Here is a 25,886-nt window from a genome sequence, read left to right on the forward strand (position 1 = left end):
TCAATGTAGGCAGGCCGCCTTTCTCGTTCCTTTCCTGTTGAAAGGCGCTTTTGACGGGCTGGGAAAGCGTTCAGGAAAGTACATGGATGAATGCGCGGAGCGCAGGCCACGCATGCACGTGCGGGTCAGGCGCGGGCCAGGACCTGCAGTATTTCGCCCGTTTCCTCACGGGTCTGCCAGGCGCTGTTGCCAAGGGTGAGCATGCGTGCGGCGAAGTCACGTGCATTGGGCACGTCCTCCTGCGGCACGATGCCACGCAGGTAGGCGTAGTCGGGCAGGGCATGGATGAACATGCGGCTGGCACCGAGGCCGCGCGGCCACAGGTCGTCCAGCGCGGCATCGCGCGCGCGCTGGCTGGGCAGCAGCAGCATCAGCATCGGCCAGGTGCCGCCGGTGCCGGCCAGGCCATCGACCACCTCCACCGCTGGCAGTTGTGCCAGCTGCACGCGCAACTGCAGTGCGCGCAGGCGCCCGGCCTGCAGGAACGCCGGCAATCGCCGCGCGGCATGGGCACCGATGTTCTGTCGCCATCGACTGACCCGGTGCTGCGGTATGTCCAGCGGGAAAATGTCACCGACCGCGTCTTCCAGATCGCCACGCTGCAGTGCGCTGCGCAGCGGATTGCCGTACACCAGCGACAGCAGCGAGGGGCGATAGCAGGCGGCAAGGCCAAGCAGCTGCACACTGCGAAGCAGTTCCCAGCGCAGGTTGAAGCGCACCTGTTCGGCGGCATGCTCGGCCAGTTCGGCGCGCAGTTCGTCATCGCGGCTGACCAGCAGGCCGCCTTCGTGCAGGCTCAGCCCCTTGCCGGCGGCCAGGCTGAAGAATCCGATGTCGCCACGCAGGCCGACACTGCTGTTGCCCACCCGTGCGCCCAGCGCCTGTGCGGCATCTTCGATGACCCAGGCGCCGGCGCTGTGGGCGATGTCGCAGGCCCGTTCGACATCGGCGATGCGACCGCCGAGGTGGGTTGGCAGGATGGCCAACGTACGCGCATCGGCCAACCGTTCGAGCTGGCCGGGATCGAAGTCGAAGTGGCCGCGCCGGGTATCGCACAGCTGCACGCGCAGGCCGAGGCTGTGCACCGCGATCGGCACCAGCGGGCAGGTGTAGGCCGGCATGATCACCGTGTCGCGCCTGGGCGCGCGCTTGCGCAAGGTGCGCAGGGCGATCAGCAGTGCGTGCGTGCCGGAACAGGTCAGCTGCAGCGGCGGCGTGCCCAGCTGGTTGGCCAGGATCCCGCGCAGGTCACCACCACCGGGAAGGAAGTCGCTGGCCTGCATCGGCAGGCCGGCGGTCGGTGGCAGTTCGCGCGCGAACAGGCTCATCGCAGCCCGCTCACGAGGTGCTTTCGGCGGGGCTGTGCGGGTCGTCCGCTTCCGCGCGACCGAGGCAGACGATGCCGGCCACGATCAGGACCGCACCTACCAGGTGGTGCAGGGTCAGTGGCTCGTTCAACAGCCACGCCGACAGCAGCAGCACGCTGATCACTTCCAGGTGCGAGGCAGCGAATGCGGGGCCGATCGGCGCATGCCGCAGCAGGCTCATCCAGGTGAAGAACGCACCCACGTAGCCCAGGATGGCGCCGTACACCCATGGTTGCGACAGCACGCGCAGCAGCCAGGCGGTGTTGGCCTCGACCGGCAGGGCCGCCTCACCGGCGTACTTGAAGCACAGCTGGGCCAGGGTGTCGAAGGCCATCAGCAGCGGAAAACCGATCACATACAGGCGCCTCATGAGCCGGCCCCCACCACCGCCACGCCGGCTGTGACCAGCAGCATCCCGGTCACCCGCAATGGCGTGAGCTTCTCGCGGAACAGGATGCGGCCGGCGATCATCAGCGCCACGATGTTGATCGAGCCCAGCAGCACACCCTTGGACAGCGGAACCAGTGACAGGAAGGCGATCCAGGCGACGAACTCAAGCACGTAACAGGCGATGCCGATCCACAGCCAGGGGCGGCTGAGCATGTGCTTCCAGCGCTGCAGTCCCTCGCCCTCCTGCGGGTCGCTGGCGGCGGCCTTGAAGGCGAGCTGGCCACCGGTATCGAGCACGACATTGGCCAGCCACAGCAGCGTGGCAAGTGCCCCCATCTCAGGCCACCGCCTTGAGCGCGCCGCTGTGTTCACCGATCCCGGTGAAGAAGCGCGCGCTGCGGCGGATCACCTCGCGGCGTTCGCGGTCGATCGTGATCATGTGGTAGCTGTCCTCCAGTACCACCAGTTCCTTCGGGCCACTGACCCGCGACATCACCAGTTCGGCATTGCCCATGCTGGCCACGTCGTCTTCGCGGGCGTGCATCACCAGGCACGGGGCGGTGACCTGGTGCAGGTGGCGGCGGGTCCAGTTGCTCAGCGCCCGCATCTCGGCCAGCGCGTGCCAGGGATTGCCCGGAAGGCCGGCCGCCGCGCTGTCGCCGGACAGCATGGCGGCGCTGACCTGCGCACGCAGGCGCTCGTCGCGCAGGCCGTACGGCGGTTCTTCCATGAACATGCGGTCGCGGCCGATGTTGAAGCGCTTGAACCACGGCAGCAGGAACGAGAGGCGGGCGACAGCGGGTATGTTCCAGCCGTCGTAGCGGAACGTGGCGCCATACACGCCGACGCCGGACACCCAGTCCGGTCGTCGAGCAGCAAGTGCCAGCGACAGCACCGCGCCCATCGACAGGCCACCGACGAACAGCTGGTCGACCTTGCCGCGCAGGCTTGCCGCCGCATCTTCCACGCCCTGGTACCACTGTTCCCAGGTGGTCGCCAGCAGGTCATCCACGGTGCCACAATGGCCGGGCAGCTGCACGCCGTGTACGGTGAAGCCGGCGTTGTTCAGCCCTTTGCCCAGCATGCGCATTTCCGCCGGGGTACCGGTCAGGCCGTGAACCAGCAGCACGCCCTGCGGGCCACCGGGGAGGAAGAAGTCGTGCGAGTCGGTCACCTGGCGGCTCCGGGACGGCAGTGGGGAGGGTCAGGATCGCAACCGCGATTTTCGCCAGCCTTTCAGCGCCCCGGTCCGGGTCAGGGGGCCTTCAGCAGCGGCAGTGTGATGGCGACCTTGAGTCCGCCGCCGGGGCGGTTGAGGAAGGTCAGGCGCCCGCCGAAGTGCTCCACCGCCTCGTGGGCGATGGCCAGGCCCAGGCCGGTGCCGCTGGCGGTGGTGCCGGGGGCGCGGAAGAAGCGCTCACCCAGCCGCGGCATCACGTCCTCGGGTACGCCGGGCCCGTTGTCCTCCACGTACAGTTCGACGTCATTGTCATCCAGCGCGTGCACGCCGACGGTAACGGTCGCATCGCGGCCGGCATAGCGCAGCGCATTGTCGATCAGGTTGTCCAGTGCTTCCTGCAGCTGGGCACCGTTGCCGAGCACGCGCAGCGGCTGGGGGCTGCCGCGGTAACCCAGATCGATGCCGTCGCGGATCGCTTCAGGCACGCGTGTACCGACCCACTGCGGCACCCGTTCGCACAGGTCCAGTGCCTCCACCGTCTCCGGCACGGTCTGGGCCCGGCTCAGCGCCAGCAGCTGGGTGCTGACCCGCGCGGTGCGCTGGTTGAGCCGGCGGATGTGCTGCAGTGCCTCGCGCACCGTGTCCGGGTCGCCATGCGCCAGTGCCTGGTCCACGTGCAGGGCCATGCCGGCCAACGGCGAGCGCAGCTGGTGCGCGGCGTCGGCGATGAAACGGTTCTGCAGGGTGATCATTTCCGCCTGGCGCGCGAACAGATCGTCGATGGTGCTGATCAGCGGCTGGATCTCTTCGGGCACGTCGGCATCGGAGATCGGTGCCAGTTCGCCGCGGCGCTGCGCCAGGCGGGTCCTCAGCGGGGTCAGGATGCGCAGGCCATGGGTCACGCCGAACCAGACCAGCGCGGCGGTGCCCAGCGCCAGCATGGTCATCAGCGGGATGATGATCATCAGGATTTCGCGCGCGCGCTGGCGTCGTTCGGCCATGCTTTCGGCCACCGTCACCGCCAGCTGGTCCTGCGGATCGTTCATCGCCCGCGTGCAGACGGTGGCCATGCGCACCGGCTGGCCGTTGAGAATGCCATCGTACAGGGTGGGGTCCACGCCGGTGCATTCCTGCGAAGGCGCGTAGGCACTGAAATCCGCATTGCCGCTGAGTGTCCCCTGGCGGCTGCTGTCCACGTTGAAATAGCGATGGCCGTCGGGCTCGTACTCGATCAGGAAGCGCGCCTGCGGAGACAGGTCGCTGGTCACCGGCATGGTGCTCAGCATCTGTGCGAACGAGTGCGTGTCGTCGATCAGGTTGCGGTCGTGGATGCGGTTGGAATAGTCCAGCGCAACGTAATAGGCCAGGATCGTATTGAAGGTGAGCAGGCCAAGCATCGGCAACGCCAGGAAGGCGAGCAGGCGCCGTCGCAGGCTGGGGGGGCCGCTGATCACGGGGCGCTGCCGTCCTGCGCGTCTTCCAGCATGTAGCCCAGCCCGCGCACGGTGCGGATGCCCATGCCGCCCGGCTGCAGCTTGCGGCGCAGGCGGTGCAGGGCGATGTCCAGGCCGTTGTCGGTCAGGTCCTGGCCCCAGTCGCACAGCGCTTCCACCAGCTGCGCGCGTGACACGATGCGCTCTGCACGCACCGCCAGCGCCGACAGCAGGCCGAACTCGCGTGCGGTCAGTTCAAGTGATTGGTCGTCGATCCATACGCGGTGCCCGGCCAGGTCCAGGCGCAAGCGGCCGATGCGCAGGTCCGGATTGCCGTTGCTGGTGACCCGCCGCAGCTGTGCACGCACGCGGGCTTCGAATTCGTCCAGTGCGAACGGCTTGACCAGGTAGTCGTCGGCACCGAGGTCGAGCACGCGCACCCGCTCGGCCAGGCCGTCACGCGCGGTCACCACCAGCACCGCCAGGCCATCGCCACGCTGGCGCAGTCGTTGCAGCACGTCGCGGCCATCCAGTTGCGGCAGCCCCAGGTCCAGCACCAGCAGCGCGTACTGGGTCGAGCCCAGTGCTGCATCGGCGTGCGCACCGTTGTCGACGTGGTCGACCACGTGCCCCTGCCGGCGCAGCGAGGCGCACAGGCCGGAGGCGATGTCCGGGTCGTCTTCAGCAATCAGAACGCGCATGCGCGGGGGCTCCTGTAACGGTCAGGCCCACCGGCTGGGCGGGGTGGGCCTCTCGGCTGCCGAAGGGTAGCCGCAAACCGGGTGAAGGTGGAGCGCGCCGGCACCTCCCGGCGCCGTCACGCTGTCCCTCCATTCAGTCCTGCAGCCCCGGCTCACCCCGCGCCAGCGGCAACCGGGAGCCATCCAGCAGGCCACGGCTGAGCTTGCCCTCCTCGATGAACAGCAGTTCGCCGTTCTCGCCGTTCTTGATGCTGCTGTCGATGGCGATCACGCGGTCGCCGTGGAAGCTGCTGACGTGTGGCATCGAGGTATGGCCGACCACGATGCGCTTGAGCTGCAGGCGGTCGAGCACGGCCTGCACACCCGCGGTGTCGAGGCGGCCATCGAAATAGCCGCGGTACCAGATCGGGCTGGTCTTGCCGTCATACAGCGGTGCGGTGGCCGGGTCGGCCTTCACTTCGGCCCTGGGCAGGCCCAGCGAGGCCTGATAGGCCGCGTTGGTGCGTGCCGGGTCCAGCGCCAGCTGCACCGCCTCGGGCGAGATGCCGCCGTGCAGGAACAGGGTATCGCCGATCTTCAGCAGCACCGGTCGGGTGCGCAGCCACTGCCCGATCACCGAGTCGGCGCCATACAGCTGCGGGTAGCTGCGGCCCAGCAGCTGGGCGCTGCGCAGGTACTTCGGGCTGACGTAGCGCAGGTCGTCATACAGCACCATGGTTTCGTGGTTGCCGAGCACGAAGTGCACGGCGCCACCGGCGGCGGCCGCCTGCTGCTGCAGGCCGTAGAGCAGCCAGAACGCCTCGGTCACCTGCGGGCCGCGGTCGAACACGTCGCCGGCGATGACCAGCGTGTCCTTGCCCAGCGCCCAGCGATCCTGCGCGTCGATCACGTGATGGGCACGCAGCAGGCGCACCAGCAGCCCATACTGGCCGTGGATGTCGGACAGCGCGACGATGCGCGGTGTGGCCGGCAGCACCGAGACCGAGGCTGCATTCGGCGCAGCCACATGCACGGTGTGTTCGTAGCCGCAGCGCGGTGCGATATCGGTGCCTGAGGCCTGCGCGGCAAGCGTGTGCGACTCGACCTTGTCGTCGCAGATCCATCTGGCCTGCAGCTGGTTGCCCTGGCGGAACACATAGGGGCCATCGGCCGGCACGTGGGCGGCGGGCGCGGCCACCTCGCGCGCCTGCGTGGTTCCGGCGCTGCAGGCCAGCAACGGCAGCAGCAGGGCGGTCATCAGGGAAGGGCGATAGCGCGACATCGTCGGTGTCCGGCGGCGGAAACATCCGATGCTAACCGGCGCGACCGGGTCGCGGTGTGCGCGAATGGGCAGGTCAGGCGCTGTGCCCGTCGTCCCGGAGCTTGCGCACACGGGTGGCGGCGGCCTGCAGCGGCTGACCGTCGCGACCGCGCGGCTGCATGTACGGCAGCGGGCGCCGCGTGCTGGACTCGATCAGCTGCGAATGGGCCTCGCCCGCGTCGAAGCGATGGCGCTCACCCCATTGGCGCAGCGCGACCAGCACCGGAAACAGCGCCTGGCCCGCGCCGGTGAGCACGTATTCCTGATAGGCCGAGCCGTCGGAGGCCGGTTGCAGTTGCAGGATGCCGGCCTCGACCAGCCGGCGCAGGCGATCACTGAGGATGTTGCGGGCGGCGCCAAGGCTGCGCTGGAAGTCGCCGAAGCGGCGGACGCCGTCGAAGGCATCGCGGATCACCAGCAGTGCCCAGCGATCACCGAGCAGGTCGGCGCTGCGGGCAACGGGGCAGGGGCTGTCTGCGTGCATGGCGATCTCCGTCCTATGTGGTTGCAGTTTAAAACCAAAGTAGCTAGCCTGCATCTAGTTTCAAATTGCAACTACAAGATGAGTGCCGCATCTCTTCCCCGCCCGCTGCTGGTCCTGCTTGCGGTTGCCGCCGGCGCCAGCGTTGCCAATGTCTACTACGCGCAACCGCTGCTGGATCAGCTTGCACGCGCCTTTGTACTGGACCGGGCCGTGGCCGGCGCGGTGCTGGCTGCCACCCAGGCCGGCAGCGTGCTGGCGTTGCTTGGCCTGCTGCCGCTGGCGGACCGCGGTGACCGGCGACGCCTGCTGCGGCTGCAGCTGATCGCACTGGTGCTGGCCCTGTTGTGGCTGGCGGCGTCGCGCACGGCGAGCTGGCTGTTGTCTGGCATGCTGCTGGCCGGATTGCTGGGCACGGCGCTGACCCAGGGCCTGATCGCCTACACCGCCACGCTGGCACCGCCTGAGCAGCGCGGTCGCATGGTTGGCGTGGTGCAGGGCGGAGTGTTCATCGGCCTGCTGCTGGCGCGCGTGGTGTCGGGTACGGTGGCGGCGGCCTTTGGCTGGCAGATGGTCTACCTGCTGTCCGCGGTGGTGATGGCGGCATTGGCGGCGCTGCTGTGGCAGCGCTTGCCCGCAGTACCGGTGCCGTCGGTCCCGCCGCAGTGGCGCGACCTGCTGGGCTCGATGCTGGGCATGCTGCGCCGGGATCGAACGCTGCGCGAGCGTGGTCCGCTGGCATTGCTGCTGTTTGCCGGACTCAACGTGTTCTGGGCGGCGGCTCCCTTGCCGCTGTCGGCCCCGCCGCTGCAGTGGTCCACTGCGGCCATCGGTGCGCTCGGCCTGGCCGGGGTGGCAGGTGCATTGATGGCGTCGCGGGTCGGGCACTGGATGGACCGCGGTTTTGCCGATCGGGTCAGTCTTGGCGCGCTGCTGTTGATGCTGGTCGCGTGGTGGCCGCTGCTGGGCCTGCCGCAGTCGCTGTCGTTGCTGCTGCTGGGCGTGATCGTGCTCGACCTCGGCGGCCAGGCACTACATGTTTCGAACCAGGCATTGTTGCTGCGTGCACCGGCGGAACAGCATGGGCGCCTGGTGGCGTTGTACATGCTGTTCTATGCGGTGGGTAGTGGTGCCGGTGCGGCTGCCGGGCCCTGGATGCAGGCCCGGCACGGCTGGCCTGCCGTGTGCCTGCTGGGTGCAGGCATCGCGTTGCTGGCGCTGCTGTGGTGGGCGGGGTGGGGAGTGGTGGCGTTCAATGCATCGGCTGGCGCGCGGACCGGTAAAGTCGACTGTCGGTAGAGTCGACTGTCAGTCGACTGCTCTTCGCCCCGCGTGCGAAAAATTCCGCGCTGCGCGCGATAGTCGACCAGCGGTCGACTCTACCTGTCCTGTCGTCATCGCTGCAACGCACGCCGGCCCGGGGCTTCCTGCAGGTCCCCGCTGGCCACCACCACGCGGTTGCGGCCGCTGCGCTTGGCCTCGTACATCGCCGCGTCGGCACGTGCCATCAACCGTTCGTAGTCCGGGTGGCCATCATGGCCGGCCACGCCGATGCTGGCAGTCAGCGACAGAACCTGGCCGTTGGCCAGTGCCACTGGCGACTGCGCGATCTGCCGGCGCAGGCTCTCGGCGATCACCGAGGCCTGTGACTCACTGGCGGCAACCAGCACCACCACGAACTCCTCGCCGCCGTAGCGGAACAGGTAGTCGCTGCCGCGGGTCAGCTGGCCGAGCAGGCCGGCGACGTGCTGCAACGCGCGGTCGCCGGCATCGTGGCCGTGGCCGTCGTTGATCGCCTTGAAGTGATCCAGGTCGAGCAGCAGCAGCGAGAACGGCGTGCGATTGCGCGTGGCCAGCTCGATCTCCCTGCGCAGCACGGTAGGCAGGAAGCGGCGGTTGAGCAGGTTGGTCAGGGCATCGCTGCCGGCATCCAGTTCACCGATGCGCTCGAACAACAGCGTCATCAGGGTACGGATGGCGGCCAGGTCCTCGCGAATGGCCGGCAGCACCGCCAGTCGTTGCGCCGGGGTGTCATGGTTTGCCCGCTGCAGGTTGCCGTCGATGCGGGCCATCAGCTGGCCGACCTGCTGGGTTTCGCTGCTCTCGCCGAAGCTGGGGATGCCCTTGTGGGTGAACCACAGGCCGAATTCCGAGGTCGCCAGGCTGGCGCTTTCGCCGGCCTGCACGTGGCCGGCGAGTGCGTAGAGCAGGGCGTTCTCCCAGTCCAGCAGCAGTGCACGCTGGCGCTCGCGTTCGGTACCGACATTCTGCACCAGCGAGAACAGCCGGTAGGCAGCATCGGCACGGGTGGAGCGCTCACGTGCATGGGTGTAGGCCAAGGTCATGCCTTCCATGGCGATGTCCATGATCGCGCTGAGGCAGTCGATGGCGGCGAACGCGGTGGCGCTGTCGGGCGCGTCGTCGCGCAGGCGCACGAACAGTTCGTGCTTGAGCACGCGCGCGCCGCGGGTGACCAGATCGACCGGAATGCCGACCCGGGCATGCACATCGCCGATCACCCGCTGCGAGGCTACGGTGCCGGCAATACCGTCGGCATCGGTGGTCAGCAGCTGCACCAGCCAGCGCTGCATGGCCGGCTGCAGGCGCTGCTTGACCTGGTCATGGGACAGGAAGCGGCGTGCACGCGCGTCCTGCAGCAGTACTTCGTAGAAGCGTTGGGCCAGCGCCGGCGGGGCATCGGCGGCGGCATCGCGCAGCAGCGCGGTGGCGGCCGGCCCGGCCTGCTGCAGGCAGTGCTGCCAGGCCTCGGCCAGCGGCTGGCTGGCATCGTCCAGTTGAGGTGGTTCCACGTCGATCTCTGACTGCGCACGCCAAACCACGGGTATCGGCCGTGGTGGCGTGCGGTTGATGGCGGGTAAGCCGGCCAGTTTAAGCGCGATGCAGGGTTGCACGGTGCGCAAAGCACATCGGCGCCACTGCGGCAATGAGTGAACGCATTTGAGAATCACTCGCATTGATGGGAGAATGCGCGCACGGATCGGGCCGCAGGCGACTGCAGCGACGCTCCGCCTCCCCCTCGTCGTTGCCTCAAGCCCTTTGCCAGAGGCCCCGTTGCCCTGCCAGAAGGTCCAGATCATGTCTCCTGCCGTTGTCCTTTCGCCGCGCCCGCTGGCGCTTGCCGTTGCCGCCCTGCTGGCGGGCAGCGCCCTGACCGCCCAGGCTGAAACCGACGCCACCGATATCGACACGGTGCATGTCACCGCCTCGCAGATTGCCCGCCAGGCGTTGGGTACCTCGACCATCACCGCCGAGGACATCGCCCGGCGCCCGCCGGCCAACGACATCGCCGAACTGCTGCGGACCATGCCGGGCGTCAACCTCACCGGCAACAGCGCCTCGGGCCAGTACGGCAACAACCGCCAGATCGACCTGCGCGGCATGGGCCCGGAAAACACCCTGATCCTGGTCGACGGCAAGCGCATCGGTGCGCGTGATGCCGTGCGCATGGGCCGCAGCGGTGAGCGCAATACCCGCGGTGACACCAACTGGGTGCCAGCGGAAATGATCGAGCGCATCGAAGTGCTGCGCGGCCCGGCGGCGGCGCGCTATGGCTCCGGTGCGTCCGGCGGCGTGGTCAACATCATCACCAAGCGCCCGACCGGCGACCTTGCCGGTGCGGTCGACCTGTACGGGCTGGTGCCTGAACACAGCGCCGAAGGTGGCAGCGAGCGCGTCGGCCTGCAGCTGAGTGGGCCGATGACCGACACGCTGTCGTTCCGCCTGTACGGCAACCTCAACAAGACCGACGCCGATTCACTCGATCTCAACCGTCAGTACGCCACCCAGCCGAACGCAGTGCCACCGGCTGGCCGCGAGGGCGTCAAGAACCGCGACGTCAACGCGCTGCTGCGCTGGGACGTGACCGCCAACCAGGTGGTCGAGTTCGAGGCGGGTACCAGCCGCCAGGGCAACATCTACGCCGGCGACCGTGCGGTCAGCACCACCGGCACTTCAACCGGCGTTGATCTGGCGGCGCTGGCCGACGGCAAGGCGGAGACCAACCGCATGTACCGCAACACCGGCGCGATCAGCCATCGTGGTCGCTGGGGCGATGTCACCTCGCGGGTGACGGCCGCGGTGGAAGCGGTGAACAACTCGCGCATCAACGAAGGCCTGGCCGGTGGCCCGGAAGGCAGCTTCAACGGCACCGACTGGTCGACCTCGCGCCTGCGCAACTACCAGCTGGACGGTGAAGTCAGCTTCCCGACCACGCTGGGTGGTGCCGAGAACATCTGGACGCTGGGCTTTGAATACCTGGACAGCCGCCTGACCGACCCGTACTCGATGAGCCAGTCCAGCAGCAGCGGCGGTGGCATCCCGGGGCTGTCGGCTGATCGTGCGCGCGGCAAGGCCGATGCGCAGACCACGGCGGTGTTCGTGGAAGACAACATCTACCTGGGCGAGCGCTGGATCGTTACCCCGGGCCTGCGCTTCGACCACCACAGCCAGTTCGGCAACAACACCAGCCCCAGCCTCAACGCGCAGTTCCGTATCAGCAGCGACTGGGTGGTGAAGGGCGGCATTGCCCGCGCGTTCAAGGCGCCGAACCTGTACCAGTCGAATCCGGACTATCTCTACTACACCCGCGGCAACGGCTGCCCCAATGCGCTGCCGAGCCTGGGCGCCGGTTGCTACATGCGCGGCAACGCGGACCTGAAGGCGGAAACCAGCCTGAACAAGGAACTGGGCATCGAGTGGGCACCGCAGAGCGGCTGGCAGGCGTCGTTGACCTACTTCCACAACGACTACAAGGACAAGATCCAGGCCGGCTACACCCAGATCGGGCTGACCGCCGACACCAAGGGCCGCATCTTCCGCTGGGAGAACGCGCCGAAGGCGATCGTGCAGGGGCTGGAAGGCAACCTGGTCATTCCGCTGCTGGGCGAGCAGGGCGACCGCCTGAAGTGGAGCAACAACTTCACCTACATGGTGGAAAACGAGAACAAGACCACGCACCAGCCGCTGTCGGTGATCCCGAAGTACACGATCAACACCATGCTGGACTGGCAGGCCACCGACAGGCTGTCCATGCTGCTGACCGGCACCTTCTACGGCAAGCAGGAACCGGCCACGACCAACATCAACAACGACCCCCGCTGCACCGGCAGCTGCGATGCATCGATCGCGCTGCAGGATCGTGGCGCGTACAACATCTGGGGCGTGAGCGCGCGCTACAAGGTGACCGAGACGGTCAGCTTCGGCTTCGGCGTGAACAACCTGGCCGACAAGCGCCTGTTCCGCGAGGCCAACAGCAGCGATGCCGGCGCGGCGACCTACAACGAACCGGGCCGCGCCTACTGGGCCAGCCTGCGCTTCGGCTTCTGACGGCAGGCCGGCAAGGGCTCGTGTGACCTGCAATGTTATAAACATCGTAATAGTCTCCTCCGCCGGCACCGCGTAGCCTGCACCGCATCGCAAAGGAGCTGTTGCCATGGGCCACGACCACGATCACCTGCCGTCCCAGATCCGCCACGAGAAGCCCTTGTGGTGGGCACTCGGCCTGACCACCACCTTCCTCGTCGTCGAAGTGGTGGGCGCGTTCTGGACCAACAGCCTGGCGCTGTTGTCCGACGCCGCGCACATGGCCACCGACGCGCTGGCGCTGATGATCGCGCTGGTTGCGGTACGGCTGAGCCGGCGCCCGCCGGATGCGCGCCGCACCTACGGCTATGCACGGCTGGAAGCGTTGGGCGCGATGATCAACGGTGCCATGCTGTTCGTGGTCGCCGCCTACATCCTGTGGGAGGCGATCGGCCGCTTCCGCCAGCCGCAGGAGATCGCCTCCTCCGGCATGCTGGTGATCGCGGCTGCGGGCCTGGTCATCAACCTGATCTCGATGCGCCTGCTGCAGGCGGGCAGTGGTGAGAGCCTCAACGTGAAGGGCGCCTACCTGGAAGTATGGGCCGACATGCTCGGCTCGGTGGCAGTGATTGCGGGCGCATTGTTGATCAAGTGGACCGGATGGAAACCGATCGACCCGATCCTGGCCGTGCTGATCGGCCTGTGGGTGCTGCCGCGTACCTACGTGCTGATGCGTGAGGCGATCAACGTACTGCTGGAAGGCGTGCCCAAGGGCATGGACGTGGCCAGGGTGCGCGACAGCCTGTCCGGCCACGCCGCAGTCCTGGATGTGCATGACCTGCACGTGTGGGCGCTGGCTTCGAGCACCCCGGCGCTGACCGCGCACATCGTGATGCGCGACGGCACCGACGCCGATGCGTTGCGCCGCGAGCTGGGCGGTCGCCTGCACGATGACTTCGGTATCGAGCACGTGACGCTGCAGATCGAGGCGGACCACTGCGGCGAAGCCTGTGGCGAACCGGCGCCGGCCAACGGCGGCGGACACAAGGGCCATGAGGGCCACGACCACGGCGAGGACGCGCAGGGCCATCGTGGCCACGTGCATCGTTGATCGACGATTGACGCGCGCGCCGGGAGATGGCCGGCGCAGCTATTCGTCCCGCCGCGAGGCCAGCCGATCCGCCAGCCGGGTTGGCTCCGGCAACCGGTAGCCGCGCAGGGTGCGCAGCACCCAGCCCAGCGCGGTATCGGCACTGATCCGATGGCCACCGGCCACGAACAGCGGCTTGCAGCGCACCTTGCTGCGCAGCACCCAGCCCAGTTGCTCGTCGCCATCCAGCAGCGGTGTATGCGCACCAGCTTCGGCGTCCGGTTCGACGAACCTTCCCACCAGTTTCGATTTCGCCACGCCGATGCTCGGCAGGTCGGTGACCACGCCCAGATGCGCGGCCACGCCCAGCCGGCGCGGATGGCTGATGCCGTGGCCATCGACGAACACCAGGTCCGGCACGCGTGGCAGCAGCGCCAGCGCGGCCAGCAGCGCCGGCAGCTCGCGGAAGCTGAGCAGGCCGGGGATATAGGGCATCGCCGTGGGCATGCGCGCGATCTCCTGCGCCACGGGCTGCAGCGTCTTTGCGTCCAGCAATACCGCCGCAGCGCGGGTGATGGCACCGCTGTCCTCGAAGCCGACATCCAGCCCGGCCAGCCAGCGCACCTTGCGTGGCAGGCGGTCCTGGCGCTCCACGCGGCCTGCCAGCTGGAGCTGCTGCGCGCGTGCCGCGGCGACGCTGCCTTCCCAGCGCCCGGGGTCGATCACCGTATTCATTGGCTGCAGCATCGCATGGGTGGCGCCACGGCACGGTGAGCGGCCGCCGGGGCTACAATGGCGGCCTGCCTTTCCTCGCGTTGGAGACCCTGCAGTGACCCGTAGACTCGTACTGTTGCGCCATGGCCAGAGCCAGTGGAACCTGGACAACCGCTTCACCGGCTGGGTCGATGTCGACCTGACCGAGCAGGGGCGCCGGGAAGCGGCCGCCGCCGGCCGCCTGATGCGCGAGGAAGGCCTGCAGTTCGACGTCGCCCATACCTCCGTGCTGAAGCGCGCCATCCACACCCTGCAGGGGGCGCTGGCCGAGCTGGAGCAGGACTGGCTGCCGGTGAACAAGTCCTGGCGCCTCAACGAGCGCCACTATGGCGGCCTGCAGGGCCTGGACAAGGCCGAGACCGCTGCCAAGCACGGCGAAGAGCAGGTCAAGGTGTGGCGTCGTTCGTACGACATCCCGCCGCCGCCGATGGACCTGGAAGATCCGGGCCACCCGATCCATGACCGCCGTTACGCCGGCCTGGACCGCAACGCGCTGCCGGGCACCGAATCGCTGGCCACCACCCTGGACCGCGTGCTGCCGTACTGGCACGACGCCATCGCGCCGCAGCTGAAGGACGGCAAGACCGTGCTGGTCACCGCCCACGGCAACTCGCTGCGTGCGTTGTACAAGTACCTCAACAACGTCTCGCGCGAGGAAATCCTCGAGCTGAACATCCCGACCGGCATCCCGCTGCTGTTCGAACTGAACGATGACCTGACCGTGCAGTCGTTCCGCTACCTGGGCGACCCGGAAGCGGCGCGCAAGGCCGCCGAAGCCGTAGCCAACCAGGGCAAGGCGAAATAAGAAACAGAAGGCCGGCGCAAGCCGGCCTTTCTCTTTGTAGAGCCGAGCCCACGCTCGGCTGGCGCTGTCGCAACCCGGTAGAGCCACTTCATGGTGGCTGCATGTGCAAGCTAGAAGGACCCGGCAGGCGCACCTTCGGCGACCGCAACGCAGCAATGTCGATGACGTGGTCCTGGCATATCAGCTGGTAATGCGTGAATGGGCCCGGGTAACGGGTATCAGCGAAGGTGGCACGGCCCAGATATTCAAGGAATTTCGAACGGCTGTAGCGGCGGAACAGGTTGCCGCTCCAGGCTTCGGCGTCGTCCCAGCTCTGGTGGGACTCGTTGTGCACGGCGTAGCTGATGTAGTGGTCCCAGATCAGTTCAAACCGCTGCGAGTGGGGCACCACCTCTATCGCACGCACATCATCGATTGAACGTCCATGACCGAGCTCCACGCGGGAGGGCTTTCCGACCCCCCGGCCCTCCTCGACGACCAGGCGCAGACGATTCGCTTCCGGCTCGCCAATCTCAGTAAGAAACAGAAACTCACAGGTGTCGAGGGCCAGCAGCAGCGCAGTTTCGTCCATGGTCATGAGGTCCAGTGATCGCAGAGGCCAGAGCATACCGGCGCGCGGCGGGAGCTGTGCCGTGGGCTCTGTGACCTTTGGCCGGTCCCCAACCTCGCGCCCCCGGCTACCCTGTGAAATTACCCGCAGGAGAGCCTCATGAACGTCCGCAACCTGGTCCCGCTGGGCCTGACCATCGCCATCGCTGCCTCGCTGGCCGCCTGTGGCAAGAACGAAACCGCGCCGGCGGCCAGTGCCGACGCCAAGCCGGCCTTCGACCTGTCGCAAATCAAGACGCCGCTGATCTCGCTCAACAGCGCCGACCTGGATCCGGCCATTTCGGCCTGTACCGACCTCAATGGCTTCGTCAACAGCAAGTGGCTGAAGGCCAACCCGGTGCCGGGAGACCAGACCACCTGGGGCAGCTTCGAGATCCTGCGCGAGCGCTCGCTGGAAGTGCAGCACGCGCTGGTGCAGCAGGCCGCCGCCAGCCAGGCCAAGGCCGGTTCGGTGGAAGCCAAGATCGGTGACATCTGGAAGACCGGCAACGACGAGGCCAAGATCGAAGCCGCCGGCCTGGCGCCGCTGCAGCCGCAGCTGGACAAGATCACCGCGCTGAACGACACCGCCGCCATCACCCAGTACCTGCGCGACAGCCAGGCCGAGGGCAAGGGCGTGCTGTTCTCGCTGTTCGCCAATGCCGACTACAAGGATTCGGCCAACGTCATCGCCTACGTTGGCCAGGGCGGCCTCGGCCTGCCGGAGAAGGGCTACTACTTCGATGATGCGCAGGCCAAGATCCGCGACGCCTACGTGGCCTACATCGCGCAGGTGCTGACCCTGTCCGGCGTGGACGCGGCGCAGGCCGCCGAGCAGGCCAAGGCCGTGATGGCCTTCGAAACCCGCCTGGCCAAGGCCTCGATGTCACGCATCGAAATGCGTGACCCGGCCAAGCGCTACAACCCGCTCAGTGCCGCCGACGCGGACAAACTGACCCCGAACTTCAGCTGGACCGCGCTGTTCGACACCCTGAAGGTACCGGCCGCGCAGAAGTTCTCGCTGGCGCAGCCGGGCTTCTTCGGTGAAATGGACAAGATGCTGGCCGATGTGCCCGCCAGCACCTGGCAGGCCTACCTGCGCTTCCACACCATCGACGATGCCGCGCCATACCTGAGCAGCCAGTTCGAGAAGGCCAACTTCGATTTCTACGGCACGACCCTGCGTGGCCAGAAGGAAATGCAGCCGCGCTGGAAGCGCGTGCTGGAGTCGGTCAACGGCGGCATGGGTGAAGCCCTGGGCCAGCTGTACGTCGACGCCGTGTTCCCGGCCGAGTCGAAGGTCGCCATGCAGCACCTGGTGGAAAACCTGTCGCAGGCGCTGAAGGCGCGCCTGGAGCAGCTGCCGTGGATGGGCGAAGAAACCAGGAAGAAGGCGCTGGAAAAGTGGGCCAGCTTCACCCCGAAGATCGGTTACCCGGACAAGTGGCGTGACTGGGCGGGCCTGCAGACCAACGGCGACAGCTACCTGGGCAACATGCAGGCGGCGCGCGCGTTCAACTACCGCTACATGCTGGACAAGATCGGCAAGCCGGTGGACAAGACCGAGTGGGGCATGACCCCGCAGACCGTCAATGCGTACTACAACGCCACCAAGAACGAGATCGTATTCCCGGCGGCGATCCTGCAGGCGCCGTTCTTCGACGCCAAGGCCGATCCGGCGCTGAACTACGGCGGCATCGGTGCGGTCATCGGCCATGAGATGATGCACGGCTACGACGACTCGGGCAGCCAGTTCGCCGCCAACGGCAACTTCGACAACTGGTGGACGGACGCCGACCGCAAGGCCTTCACCGAGCGTACCGACCAGCTGGTCGCCCAGTTCGACGGCTACGAGTCGGTGCCGGGCGTGTTCGTGAAGGGCAAGCTGACCCTGGGCGAGAACATCGGCGACCTGGGCGGCCTGACCGTGGCCTACGACGCGCTGCAGATGGCGCTGAAGGAAGACCCGAAGGCGAACGTCGAGGTTGACGGCCACAGCCAGGACCAGCGCTTCTTCATGAACTGGGCCACCGTGTGGCGCCGCAACTTCACCGATGGCGAGCTGCGCGTGCGCCTGAACACCGACCCGCACGCGCCGGCCAATTTCCGTGCCAACGGTGCGCCGTCGAACATGCCCTCGTTCGCTGCTGCATTCCAGTGCAAGGCGGGTGATGCGATGGTGCGCGCCGACGACAAGCGCGTGGTGATCTGGTAATCGATCACCCGTGATGCGTGGAGCGAAAGGCCCGGCGAACGCCGGGCCTTTTGTCTTCCAGGCCGGCAGCGCAGCGCCGGCTGGTAGAGTCGACTGTTAGTCGACTGTTAGTCGACTATCGCGCGCAGCGCGGGATTTTCGCGATCTGGACGAAGAGCAGTCGACTAACAGTCGACTCTACCGGCGGGTCGTTTCACCGTCGGGAAGATCTCAGGCCAGCGCCGGTTCCCGCTCCAGCATGCGATGGAAGCGTTGCAGCACGTACGGATCCACCAGTCCGCCGGCCTGCTCGTCGATGATCCGCAATGCGGCCTCATGCTCCATCGCATTGCGATACGGGCGCACGCTGGTCATCGCATCGTAGGCATCGGCGATGGTGACGATGCGCGCACCCAGCGGGATGGATTCGCCGCGCAGCCCATCGGGGTAGCCGCTGCCATCGAAGGCCTCGTGATGTGCGCGGATCAGCCGCGCCACCGGCAAGGCGTCGCTGCGGCCGGTGGCCAGGAAGATGTGTTCGCCGCGTACCGGATGCTCGCGCATGATCGCGCGCTCCTCATCGGTATGCCGGCGGGGTGCCAGCAGCACATCATCGGGTATGCCGATCTTGCCGATGTCATGGAAGCGCGCGGCCAGGCCGATCTGCGCACGGGCCTCGTCATCAAGATCGCAGTGCGTGGCCAGACACTGCGCGAGCAGGCCAACGCGGTCGCAGTGGTGGCGGGTGTAGGCGTCGCGCATCTGCAGCGACATCGCGAGGGCATCGATCAGGCAGGCCTGCGCGTGCAGCAGGTCGGGGGCGGGTACGGCGTCAGGGAACATGGTCATCCGCCCGCACCGGGTGGGGGCCGGTGCGGGGTGTTCGGGGGGTGATCAACCCGGGGCGAGGGTGGTCAGAAGGGCGCGGGCCGCGTTGAAGCGGTCTTCCGGCAACGGCAGCGGGTGCTTGATGCGCAGCTTGTCGGGCCCTTCCATGGCATAGAGGTTCGGTTGTTTCTGGATCAGCTGGATCACCGCCATCGGATCGATGTTCGGCTTGGACTCGAACACGATGCGGCCGCCGTTCTCGCCCAGGTCGAGCTTGCGGATGCCCAGCGTATTGGCTTTCAGCTTCAGCTCGGCGATGGCGAACAGGTGCTTGGCTGCATCCGGCAGCAGGCCGAAGCGGTCGATCATCTCCACCTGCAGTTCGCGCAGTGCATCGCTGTCGCGCGCGCTTGAAATGCGCTTGTACAGGGTCAGGCGGGTGTGCACGTCCGGCAGGTAGTCTTCCGGGATCAGTGCCGGCACATGCAGCTCGACCTCGGCGCCGCGCACTTCCTCACCGGCATCCAGGTCGGGCAGCTTGCCCTGCTTGATGCTGCGTACCGCGCGTTCCAGCAGCTCGGTATACAGGCTGAAGCCGACCTCGGCCATCTGCCCGCTCTGGTCCTCGCCAAGCAGTTCACCGGCGCCGCGGATTTCCAGATCGTGCGTGGCCAGGGTGAAGCCGGCGCCCAGCTCGTCCATCGAGGCGATCGCTTCCAGGCGCTTCTCGGCGTCGGGGGTGATCGCGCGACGGTCGGGGGTGATCAGGTAGGCGTAGGCACGGTGGTGCGAACGGCCGACGCGGCCACGCAGCTGGTGCAGCTGGGCCAGGCCGAAACGGTCGGCACGGTTGATGATGATGGTGTTGGCGTTGGGGATGTCGATGCCCGATTCGATGATCGTGGTCGACAGCAGCACGTTGAAACGCTGCTTCTGGAAATCCAGCATCACCTTTTCCAGTTCGCGCTCGGGCATCTGCCCGTGGGCGATGCCGATGCGTGCCTCCGGCACCAGCTCGGACAGCTCGCGCTGCATGCGGCCGATGCTCTCCACATCGTTGTGCAGGAAGTACAGCTGGCCACCGCGCGCGAGCTCGCGCTGGAAGGCTTCGCGCAGCAGCGCGTTGTCCCACTGGGTGATGAAGGTCTGCACCGCCAGCCGGTTCGGCGGCGGCGTGGCGATGATCGACAGGTCGCGCAGGCCGGCCATGGCCATGTTGAGCGTGCGCGGGATCGGCGTGGCGGTCAGCGTCAGCAGGTGTACGTTGGCGCGCAGCGCCTTCAGCGCCTCCTTCTGGCGCACGCCGAATCGCTGCTCCTCGTCGACGATGACCATGCCCAGGTCCTTGAACTTCACGTCAGGCTGCAGCAGGCGATGGGTGCCGACGATGACGTCGATGGTGCCAGCGGCCACCTTCTCCAGTTCGGCCTTGATTTCCTTGCTGGTCTTGAAGCGCGACAGCACTTCGACCTTCAGCGGGTAATCGGCGAAACGGTCGCGGAAGTTGCGGTAATGCTGCTCGGCCAGCAGCGTGGTCGGCACCAGCACCGCCACCTGCTTGCCGGCACTGGCCGCAGCAAATGCAGCGCGCACCGCCACCTCGGTCTTGCCGAAGCCGACGTCGCCGCAGACCACGCGGTCCATCGGCTGGCTGCTGGCCAGGTCGCGCAGGGTGGCATCGATCGCAGCCAGCTGGTCGGGGGTTTCCTCGAACGGGAAACCGGCGGCGAACGGCTCGTACATCGCGCGGTCGACCTGCAGTGCCAGGCCGGCACGCGCCTGGCGGCGGGCCTGGATTTCCAGCAGTTCGGCGGCGACATCGCGCACCTTCTCGGCGGCCTTGCGCTTGGCCTTGCTCCACTGCTCGCCACCGAGCGAATGCAGCGGTGCGGTTTCCGCCGAAGCACCGGAGTAGCGGCTGATCAGGTGCAGCTGGGCGACCGGTACATACAGGCGGTCGCCCTTGGCATATTCGATGTCGAGGAACTCGCCGGGCATGCCGCCGACGTCCATCGCGATCAGGCCACGGTAGCGGCCGACGCCATGGTCCTCGTGCACGATCGGCGCACCCTCGGTCAGCTCGCCGAGGTCGCGGATGATCGCCTCCGGCTCGCGGCCGGCACGGCGCGTGCGGCGGGTGCTGCCGGCGCGCTCGGGGAACAGCTGGCGCTCGGTCAGCACCGCGATGCGCGGGTCGTCCAGCGCGAAGCCATCTTCCAGCGGCGCCACCGCGATCGCGAAGCGCGCATCGCTAGCGAGGAAGCTGGGCAGGTCGGCCACCACCGGCGGCTTCAGCTCGGCGGCCTGCAGCACTTCCAGCAGTGCCTCGCGGCGGCCGGGCGAATCGGCGGCGATCAGTACCCGGCCCGGATAATGGCCGAGGAAGGATTTCAGCGCATCCCCGGCGGGGGCTTCGCGTGCGGCCACCGGCAGCGGGGGCAGCGGCTGGTCGCCCAGCGCGTGCGCGTCGGCGATGCGTGCGTGGTCGGCGGCCCATACCTCGATGCGCGGGGCATCGTTCAGGCGCTCGCGCAGCAGCTCCGGCGACAGGTACAGCGCCGACGGCGGCAGCAGCGGCCGTTCCACATCGTGGCGGCGCTGCTCATAACGCTCGCCGGTCTGCGCCCAGAACGCCTCGGCGGCTTCGCCGGCACCGGCACAGACCACCGGCAGGCTGCCGCTGGGCAGGTAGTCGAACAGGGTTGCGGTGCGCTCGAAGAACAGCGGCAGGTAGTACTCGACGCCGGCCGGGGCCAGCCCGGATTTCAGGTCCTGGTACAGCGCGCTGCGCCGGGTATCGACATCGAAGCGCTCGCGCAGCGTGGACAGCACGCGGGCGATGCTGGCCTCGTCCGTGGGCACTTCGCGGCCCGGCAGCATGTGCACGGCCTCGACCTTGTCCAGCGAACGCTGGCTTTCCGGATCGAAGGCACGGATCGAATCGATGTCCTCGTCCAGCAGTTCCACCCGCAGCGGCTCGTCGGCGCCCATCGGGAACACGTCGAGCAGGCCACCGCGCACGGCGAAGTCACCCGGGTCCATCACCTGCGGCACGTTGCGGTAGCCGGCGCTTTCCAGGCGGCGCTTCTCGGCTTCCAGATCCAGGCGCTGGCCGACCTTCAGGTCGAAGCTGCCACCAATGACGTAGCTGCGCGGGGCCAGCTGCTGCAGCAGGGTCTGCACCGGCACGATCACCAGGCCACGCTTCAGCGTGGGCAGGCGGTGCAGGGCAGCCAGGCGCTGCGAGATGATGTCCGGATGCGGGCTGAAGCGGTCGTAGGGCAGGGTTTCCCAGTCCGGGAAGGCGACCACCGGCAGGGCCGGGTCACCGCCGAGCAGGGTCTGCAGATCGGCTTCAAGCTGGTTTGCGCCGTGGTTGTCACGGGCGATCACCAGCAGCGGAGCGTCGTGCACGCGCGATGCCTGGGCCAGGTACCAGGCCAGTGCGGTGGGCGAGGCGGGGGCGCGCCACCAGGCGCGGAGCTGGCCGGCGCGCGGCAGCGGCGGGGCGGGGTATGAGGTACGCGACATGGACCCCGGATTTTAGCAGAAGCCCGATCCGGTCCCGGTGCATCGTGCCGGCCCGTTGCCGGCAGCCTCATCTGCCGTTGGGGCAGCGGAATGCCGGCCAGCGGCCGGCACTACCGGGAGACGTGGCCGGGCAGGGCCCGGCGCATCCGTCAGTTGTCCAGCTCCAGCACCATCCGGACCAGGCCTTCGGCTCCGGTCGGGTGCGGCACCGGCTTGAAGCCCAGCGACGCGGCCAGCTGCTTCATCGGTTCGTTCTCGGCGGCAACGTCGCCGTACAGGCGGTCCAGGTACTTGCCACGGCCCCACTTCACCAGCTTGCGCATCAGCTGCCGTCCCAGGCCTTGGCCGATCAGGAAGCGGCTGATCAGGATCGCGTACTCGGCTTCACGGGTGCCGGGGATGATCGAGGCCCGGGCGACCGCGCCGACCACCGCTTCGCCCGCGGGCAGCGATTCGGCTGCGACCAGGGTGATCTCGGTCTTGGGGTTGGGGTGGGTCAGACGCTGGGTGGTTTCCGGCGACAGCTCGGTCACCGCCTGCAGGAAACGATCACGGATTTCTTCCGGCCCGAACAGGCTGAATGCCGCTTGCAGCGGTGCGCCATCTTCCGGGCGGATGGGGCGGATCAGCAGCTCGTGGCCGCTGGGAGCCTTGAAGATCTCATGCCAGGGCGGCATGCGGTTGCGAGTGGCCATACCGGGTGATTCCTTGGTGGTCCATCGATTGTGGCATCACCGGGGCTGCGTTCCGTGAACGAAAGGCTCACGGCGGTACAGCCTCGTGAAGGCCGTTATCCGGGGGCTTTGAGCCAGTCCAGGCGGGTGCTGGCCCCGGGTTCGCCCAGGTGCTGGCGCAGCGCCGGCAGGGCCGGACCGACCACGCGGTCGAACTGCCACGGCGGGTTGAGCAGCAGCATGCCGCTGCCGTTGAGGCGCAGCGGCGAGTCGTCCGGGCGCACGAGGAACTCGATCGTCATCGCCGATTTCACCGGCAGGGCGGTGGCCTTGCGCAGGAAGTGCAGGATGGTGCGGCGCTGCTTGATCGGGAACCAGACCGCACAGGTGGCCTGCGGCCAGCGTGCCAGGGTTTCGGCCAGGGCGGCCAGCACCGCCTGGTACTCGGCATCCTGGGCTTCGTAGGGCGGGTCGATCAGCACCAGGCCGCGGCCGATCTTGCTGCCGTTGAACTTCGGCGGCAGCAGCGAACGCAGCAGGGCATAGCCATCGCCCGCCCGAACGTCGACGCGGCTGTCATGGGCGAACAGGGCCTTCAGCGTGGCCGTTTCGGCTTCCTGCAGCTCACAGACCGCCATGCGGTCCTGGGGGCGCATGGCCTGCGCGCTCAGCAGCGGCGAGCCCGGATAATTGGTCAGTGCGCCCACCGGATTGTCGGCCTGCACCGCCTTGAGGTAGCGCTCGACTACCTCCGGCAGCCTGGGCTGGGCCATCAGCCGCATGATCCCGGATTCGGCCTCCAGGGTCTTGCGGCTCTCTTCGCTGGCCAGCAGGTAACGGCCAGCACCGCCGTGGGTGTCGAGCACGAAGAACGGGCTGTCCTTGCGCTTGAAGCTGTCGATCAGGGCCAGCTGCACGATGTGTTTGAGCACGTCGGCGTGGTTGCCGGCATGGAAGGCGTGGCGATAGTTCATGGGCCGCAGTGTACGGGGCGGCGGCCGCAGCGGCTATGCTGCGCGCCATGACAGCTCCTGTTGCCCATGTCCTGGTGGTCGAGGACGAAGCCGCCATCGCCGAAACCGTGCTCTATGCGCTGCGCAGCGAGGGCTATGCCGCCAGCCACTGCCTGCTCGGTGGCGAGGCGCTGCAACGGCTGCAGGCAGGGGATATCGACGTGGTGGTGCTGGACGTGGGCCTGCCCGACCTGGGCGGCTTCGAGGTGTGCCGCCGGCTGCGCGCGCAGCCCGGGCCGGCGGCGCAGCTGCCGGTGATCTTCCTGACCGCCCGCAACGATGAAGTGGACCGCGTGCTCGGCCTGGAACTGGGCGCCGACGATTACATGACCAAGCCGTTCTCGCCGCGTGAGCTGGTGGCGCGGGTGCGTGCGCGCCTGCGTCGCGCCGCACCGGTCGCGGCAGCCCCCGGCGCCGATACGGGCTGGCAGGAACATGGTGCCTTCGCCATCGACCGTGAAGGCCGGCGCATCCGCTTCCGCGGCCACGCGCTGGACCTGACCCGCTACGAGTACGCGTTGCTGGAAGCGTTGCTGCAGCGGCCGGGTGCCATCCTCAGTCGTGCCCAGTTGATGGATCGCGGCTGGGACAGCAGCGCCGATAGTGCCGACCGTACCGTCGACACCCATGTAAAGACGTTGCGCGCCAAGCTGCGCGCAGCCGGTGCCAGCGACGACCCGATCCGCACCCACCGTGGCCTCGGCTACGCGCTGGAGGTCTAGCCGATGCGCCTGGTCCTGAAGCTGTTCCTCGGCTTCTTCCTGATCACCGGCATCGCCGCGTTCTTCGTGATGCGCGTGTTCGTCAACGAAGTGAAGCCGGGTGTGCGCCAGGCGATGGAATCGACCCTGGTCGATGCCGCCAACGTGCTGGCCGAGATGGCGGCGGCCGATGTCAAGGACGGCACCATCCGCAGCGGCAGCTTCACCCGCAACCTCGCCAAGGCGCGGCAGCGTGACCTGAAAGCGATGGTCTGGCGCTTTCCCAAGCGCTCACTGGACTACCGGGTGACCATCACCGATGCCAAGGGCATCGTCATCTACGACTCGCTGGGCCGCGACCTGGGGCGTGACAATTCGCGCTGGAACGATGTCTACCGCACCCTGCGTGGCGAGTACGGCGCCCGCTCCAGCCCGGAAGTGCCAGGCGAAGAAGGCGATACGGTGATGCATGTGGCGGCGCCGGTATACGACCCGGCCGATGGCCGCACCCTGATCGGCGTGCTCAGCCTGGCCCAGCCCAATCGCAGCATCGATCCGTTCATTGCGGCCAGCCAGCGCGCCATCATCGAGCGCGGCGCCTGGCTGATCGGATTGTCGGCGCTGGTCGGCGTGCTGGTGACGATGTGGCTCACCACGGGCCTTGGCCAGCTCAGCCGCTATGCACGGGCGGTCAGCGCCGGCGAACCGGTGCCACCGCCGCGGCGGCGCCGCGACGAGATCGGCGACCTGGGCCAGGCACTGGAAACAATGCGCCGCAAGCTGGAGGGCAAGGCCTACGTCGAGCAGTACGTGCAGTCGCTGACGCATGAAATGAAAAGCCCGTTGGCGGCGATCCGCGGTGCCGCCGAGCTGTTGCAGGAGCCGCTGCCGGAGGCCGACCGCGTGCATTTCGCACGCAGCATCGTCGATCAGCAGGAGCGGCTGACCGAGACGATCGACAAGCTGCTGGCGCTGGCCGAAGTGGAACAGCACGGCTGGCTGCAGACCCGCGATCCGATCGCGCTGCCAACCTTGCTGGCCGACGCAGCGGCGGCCGCGCAGGTGCGCGCGCAGGCGGCCGGCGTGCAGGTGCGCATCGGCAGCGTGCCCGACATGCGCGTGCAGGGTGATGCCTATCTGCTGCGGCAGGCGTTGCACAACCTGATCGACAACGCCATTGCCTTCTCACCGCCCGGCGCGGACATCGCGCTGCAGGCCGAGGTGGACGGGCCGGGCGTGCGCCTGCAGGTAGCGGATCGCGGCGCGGGCATTCCCTACTACGCGCGCGAACGGGTGTTCGAACGCTTCTATTCGCTGGCCCGCCCCGGCAGCGGCCGGCGCAGTTCCGGCCTGGGCCTGCCGTTCGTGCAGGAAGTGGCTCGCCTGCATGACGGACGCGCCAGCCTCGACGCCCGCGATGGCGGTGGCACGGTGGCCAGCCTGTGGCTGCCGTTGGGTGCAGCGGGCCAGCGCCCGCGCCGCTGACTTCACACTCGCTTCAAATTCGCCACAAA

General features: G+C 67.9%; 22 protein-coding genes. 7 read left to right on the forward strand and 15 right to left on the reverse strand.

Translation table 11 applies throughout. The features are described 5' to 3' along the window. Positions 1-125 precede the first annotated feature (125 nt). From AC5P74_RS06865 to AC5P74_RS06900, 8 genes are all read right to left on the reverse strand, one after another. Positions 126-1,328, reverse strand: coding sequence for a DegT/DnrJ/EryC1/StrS family aminotransferase (locus AC5P74_RS06865; protein ID WP_346607776.1), 1,203 nt, complete (start codon positions 1,326-1,328; stop codon positions 126-128). Between the two features lie 10 nt (positions 1,329-1,338). Further along, positions 1,339-1,737, reverse strand: a complete 399-nt coding sequence (locus AC5P74_RS06870; protein WP_069139135.1) for a DMT family transporter — start codon at positions 1,735-1,737, stop codon at positions 1,339-1,341. Continuing rightward, on the reverse strand, positions 1,734-2,093 hold the full coding sequence (locus AC5P74_RS06875) for an EamA family transporter (RefSeq protein WP_021202495.1): 360 nt from the start codon (positions 2,091-2,093) through the stop codon (positions 1,734-1,736). Before AC5P74_RS06875 ends, AC5P74_RS06870 begins: the two co-directional genes overlap by 4 nt. A 1-nt stretch (position 2,094) precedes the next feature. After that, the gene (locus tag AC5P74_RS06880; protein ID WP_053498176.1) at positions 2,095-2,931 is read right to left on the reverse strand and encodes an alpha/beta hydrolase; all 837 of its coding nucleotides are present in this window, start codon (positions 2,929-2,931) and stop codon (positions 2,095-2,097) included. Positions 2,932-3,011: 80 nt separating this feature from the next. After that, entirely contained in the window at positions 3,012-4,391 is a 1,380-nt protein-coding gene (locus AC5P74_RS06885; protein ID WP_065186713.1) for a sensor histidine kinase, read from the reverse strand. After that, on the reverse strand, positions 4,388-5,071 hold the full coding sequence (locus AC5P74_RS06890; RefSeq protein WP_005415779.1) for a response regulator: 684 nt from the start codon (positions 5,069-5,071) through the stop codon (positions 4,388-4,390). The genes AC5P74_RS06885 and AC5P74_RS06890 overlap by 4 nt, the downstream gene beginning before the upstream one ends. 133 nt (positions 5,072-5,204) lie before the next feature. Beyond that, the gene (locus AC5P74_RS06895) at positions 5,205-6,332 is read right to left on the reverse strand and encodes a metallophosphoesterase (RefSeq protein WP_346607777.1); all 1,128 of its coding nucleotides are present in this window, start codon (positions 6,330-6,332) and stop codon (positions 5,205-5,207) included. A 73-nt stretch (positions 6,333-6,405) separates the two neighbouring features. Next, entirely contained in the window at positions 6,406-6,855 is a 450-nt protein-coding gene (locus AC5P74_RS06900; protein ID WP_346607778.1) for a winged helix-turn-helix transcriptional regulator, read from the reverse strand. A gap of 78 nt (positions 6,856-6,933) precedes the next feature. Here AC5P74_RS06900 and AC5P74_RS06905 point away from each other — a divergent pair, with 78 nt between their 5' ends. After that, complete coding sequence (locus AC5P74_RS06905; RefSeq protein WP_346607779.1) at positions 6,934-8,151, forward strand: MFS transporter; 1,218 nt, start codon at positions 6,934-6,936, stop codon at positions 8,149-8,151. A 95-nt stretch (positions 8,152-8,246) separates the two neighbouring features. Here the strand turns inward: AC5P74_RS06905 and AC5P74_RS06910 are convergent, their stop codons facing one another. Next, a complete protein-coding gene (locus tag AC5P74_RS06910; RefSeq protein ID WP_262232821.1) occupies positions 8,247-9,662 on the reverse strand; it encodes a GGDEF domain-containing protein in 1,416 nt (471 codons plus the stop codon). Positions 9,663-9,948: 286 nt separating this feature from the next. Between AC5P74_RS06910 and AC5P74_RS06915 the strand changes: the two genes are divergently transcribed. Both AC5P74_RS06915 and AC5P74_RS06920 read left to right on the forward strand, forming a co-directional pair. Continuing rightward, the gene (locus AC5P74_RS06915) at positions 9,949-12,198 is read left to right on the forward strand and encodes a TonB-dependent siderophore receptor (RefSeq protein ID WP_171958173.1); all 2,250 of its coding nucleotides are present in this window, start codon (positions 9,949-9,951) and stop codon (positions 12,196-12,198) included. Between the two features lie 106 nt (positions 12,199-12,304). Next, positions 12,305-13,285 (forward strand): cation diffusion facilitator family transporter, encoded by a 981-nt coding sequence (locus tag AC5P74_RS06920; RefSeq protein ID WP_070489247.1) that lies wholly within the window; start codon positions 12,305-12,307, stop codon positions 13,283-13,285. Between the two features lie 39 nt (positions 13,286-13,324). Here the strand turns inward: AC5P74_RS06920 and nfi are convergent, their stop codons facing one another. Next, positions 13,325-13,999: a deoxyribonuclease V gene (gene nfi / locus AC5P74_RS06925; RefSeq protein WP_346607780.1), complete on the reverse strand. Its 675-nt coding sequence runs from the start codon at positions 13,997-13,999 to the stop codon at positions 13,325-13,327. Between the two features lie 94 nt (positions 14,000-14,093). Here nfi and gpmA point away from each other — a divergent pair, with 94 nt between their 5' ends. Further along, entirely contained in the window at positions 14,094-14,843 is a 750-nt protein-coding gene (gene gpmA, locus AC5P74_RS06930; RefSeq protein ID WP_005415787.1) for a 2,3-diphosphoglycerate-dependent phosphoglycerate mutase, read from the forward strand. Positions 14,844-14,931: 88 nt separating this feature from the next. On the opposite strand, the gene AC5P74_RS06935 is transcribed toward gpmA, so the two are convergent. Further along, on the reverse strand, positions 14,932-15,414 hold the full coding sequence (locus AC5P74_RS06935) for a hypothetical protein (protein ID WP_329841635.1): 483 nt from the start codon (positions 15,412-15,414) through the stop codon (positions 14,932-14,934). 138 nt (positions 15,415-15,552) lie between these two features. Between AC5P74_RS06935 and AC5P74_RS06940 the strand changes: the two genes are divergently transcribed. Then, entirely contained in the window at positions 15,553-17,646 is a 2,094-nt protein-coding gene (locus tag AC5P74_RS06940) for a M13 family metallopeptidase (protein WP_053499310.1), read from the forward strand. A 210-nt stretch (positions 17,647-17,856) separates the two neighbouring features. Here the strand turns inward: AC5P74_RS06940 and AC5P74_RS06945 are convergent, their stop codons facing one another. From AC5P74_RS06945 to AC5P74_RS06960, 4 genes are all read right to left on the reverse strand, one after another. Next, a complete protein-coding gene (locus tag AC5P74_RS06945; RefSeq protein ID WP_005415790.1) occupies positions 17,857-18,474 on the reverse strand; it encodes an HD-GYP domain-containing protein in 618 nt (205 codons plus the stop codon). A gap of 45 nt (positions 18,475-18,519) precedes the next feature. Next, positions 18,520-21,984 (reverse strand): transcription-repair coupling factor, encoded by a 3,465-nt coding sequence (gene mfd / locus AC5P74_RS06950; RefSeq protein ID WP_070489240.1) that lies wholly within the window; start codon positions 21,982-21,984, stop codon positions 18,520-18,522. Between the two features lie 149 nt (positions 21,985-22,133). Continuing rightward, a complete protein-coding gene (locus AC5P74_RS06955; RefSeq protein WP_004150340.1) occupies positions 22,134-22,679 on the reverse strand; it encodes a GNAT family N-acetyltransferase in 546 nt (181 codons plus the stop codon). Positions 22,680-22,774: 95 nt separating this feature from the next. After that, on the reverse strand, positions 22,775-23,632 hold the full coding sequence (locus tag AC5P74_RS06960) for a 23S rRNA (adenine(2030)-N(6))-methyltransferase RlmJ (protein ID WP_206621073.1): 858 nt from the start codon (positions 23,630-23,632) through the stop codon (positions 22,775-22,777). A gap of 35 nt (positions 23,633-23,667) precedes the next feature. Here AC5P74_RS06960 and creB point away from each other — a divergent pair, with 35 nt between their 5' ends. Next, positions 23,668-24,393: a two-component system response regulator CreB gene (creB, locus tag AC5P74_RS06965; protein WP_080375099.1), complete on the forward strand. Its 726-nt coding sequence runs from the start codon at positions 23,668-23,670 to the stop codon at positions 24,391-24,393. Between the two features lie 3 nt (positions 24,394-24,396). Beyond that, entirely contained in the window at positions 24,397-25,857 is a 1,461-nt protein-coding gene (gene creC, locus AC5P74_RS06970; protein WP_495204862.1) for a two-component system sensor histidine kinase CreC, read from the forward strand. Positions 25,858-25,886 lie beyond the last annotated feature (29 nt).

This window comes from Stenotrophomonas sp. YJH_SMC_94-11 (assembly GCF_059370435.1).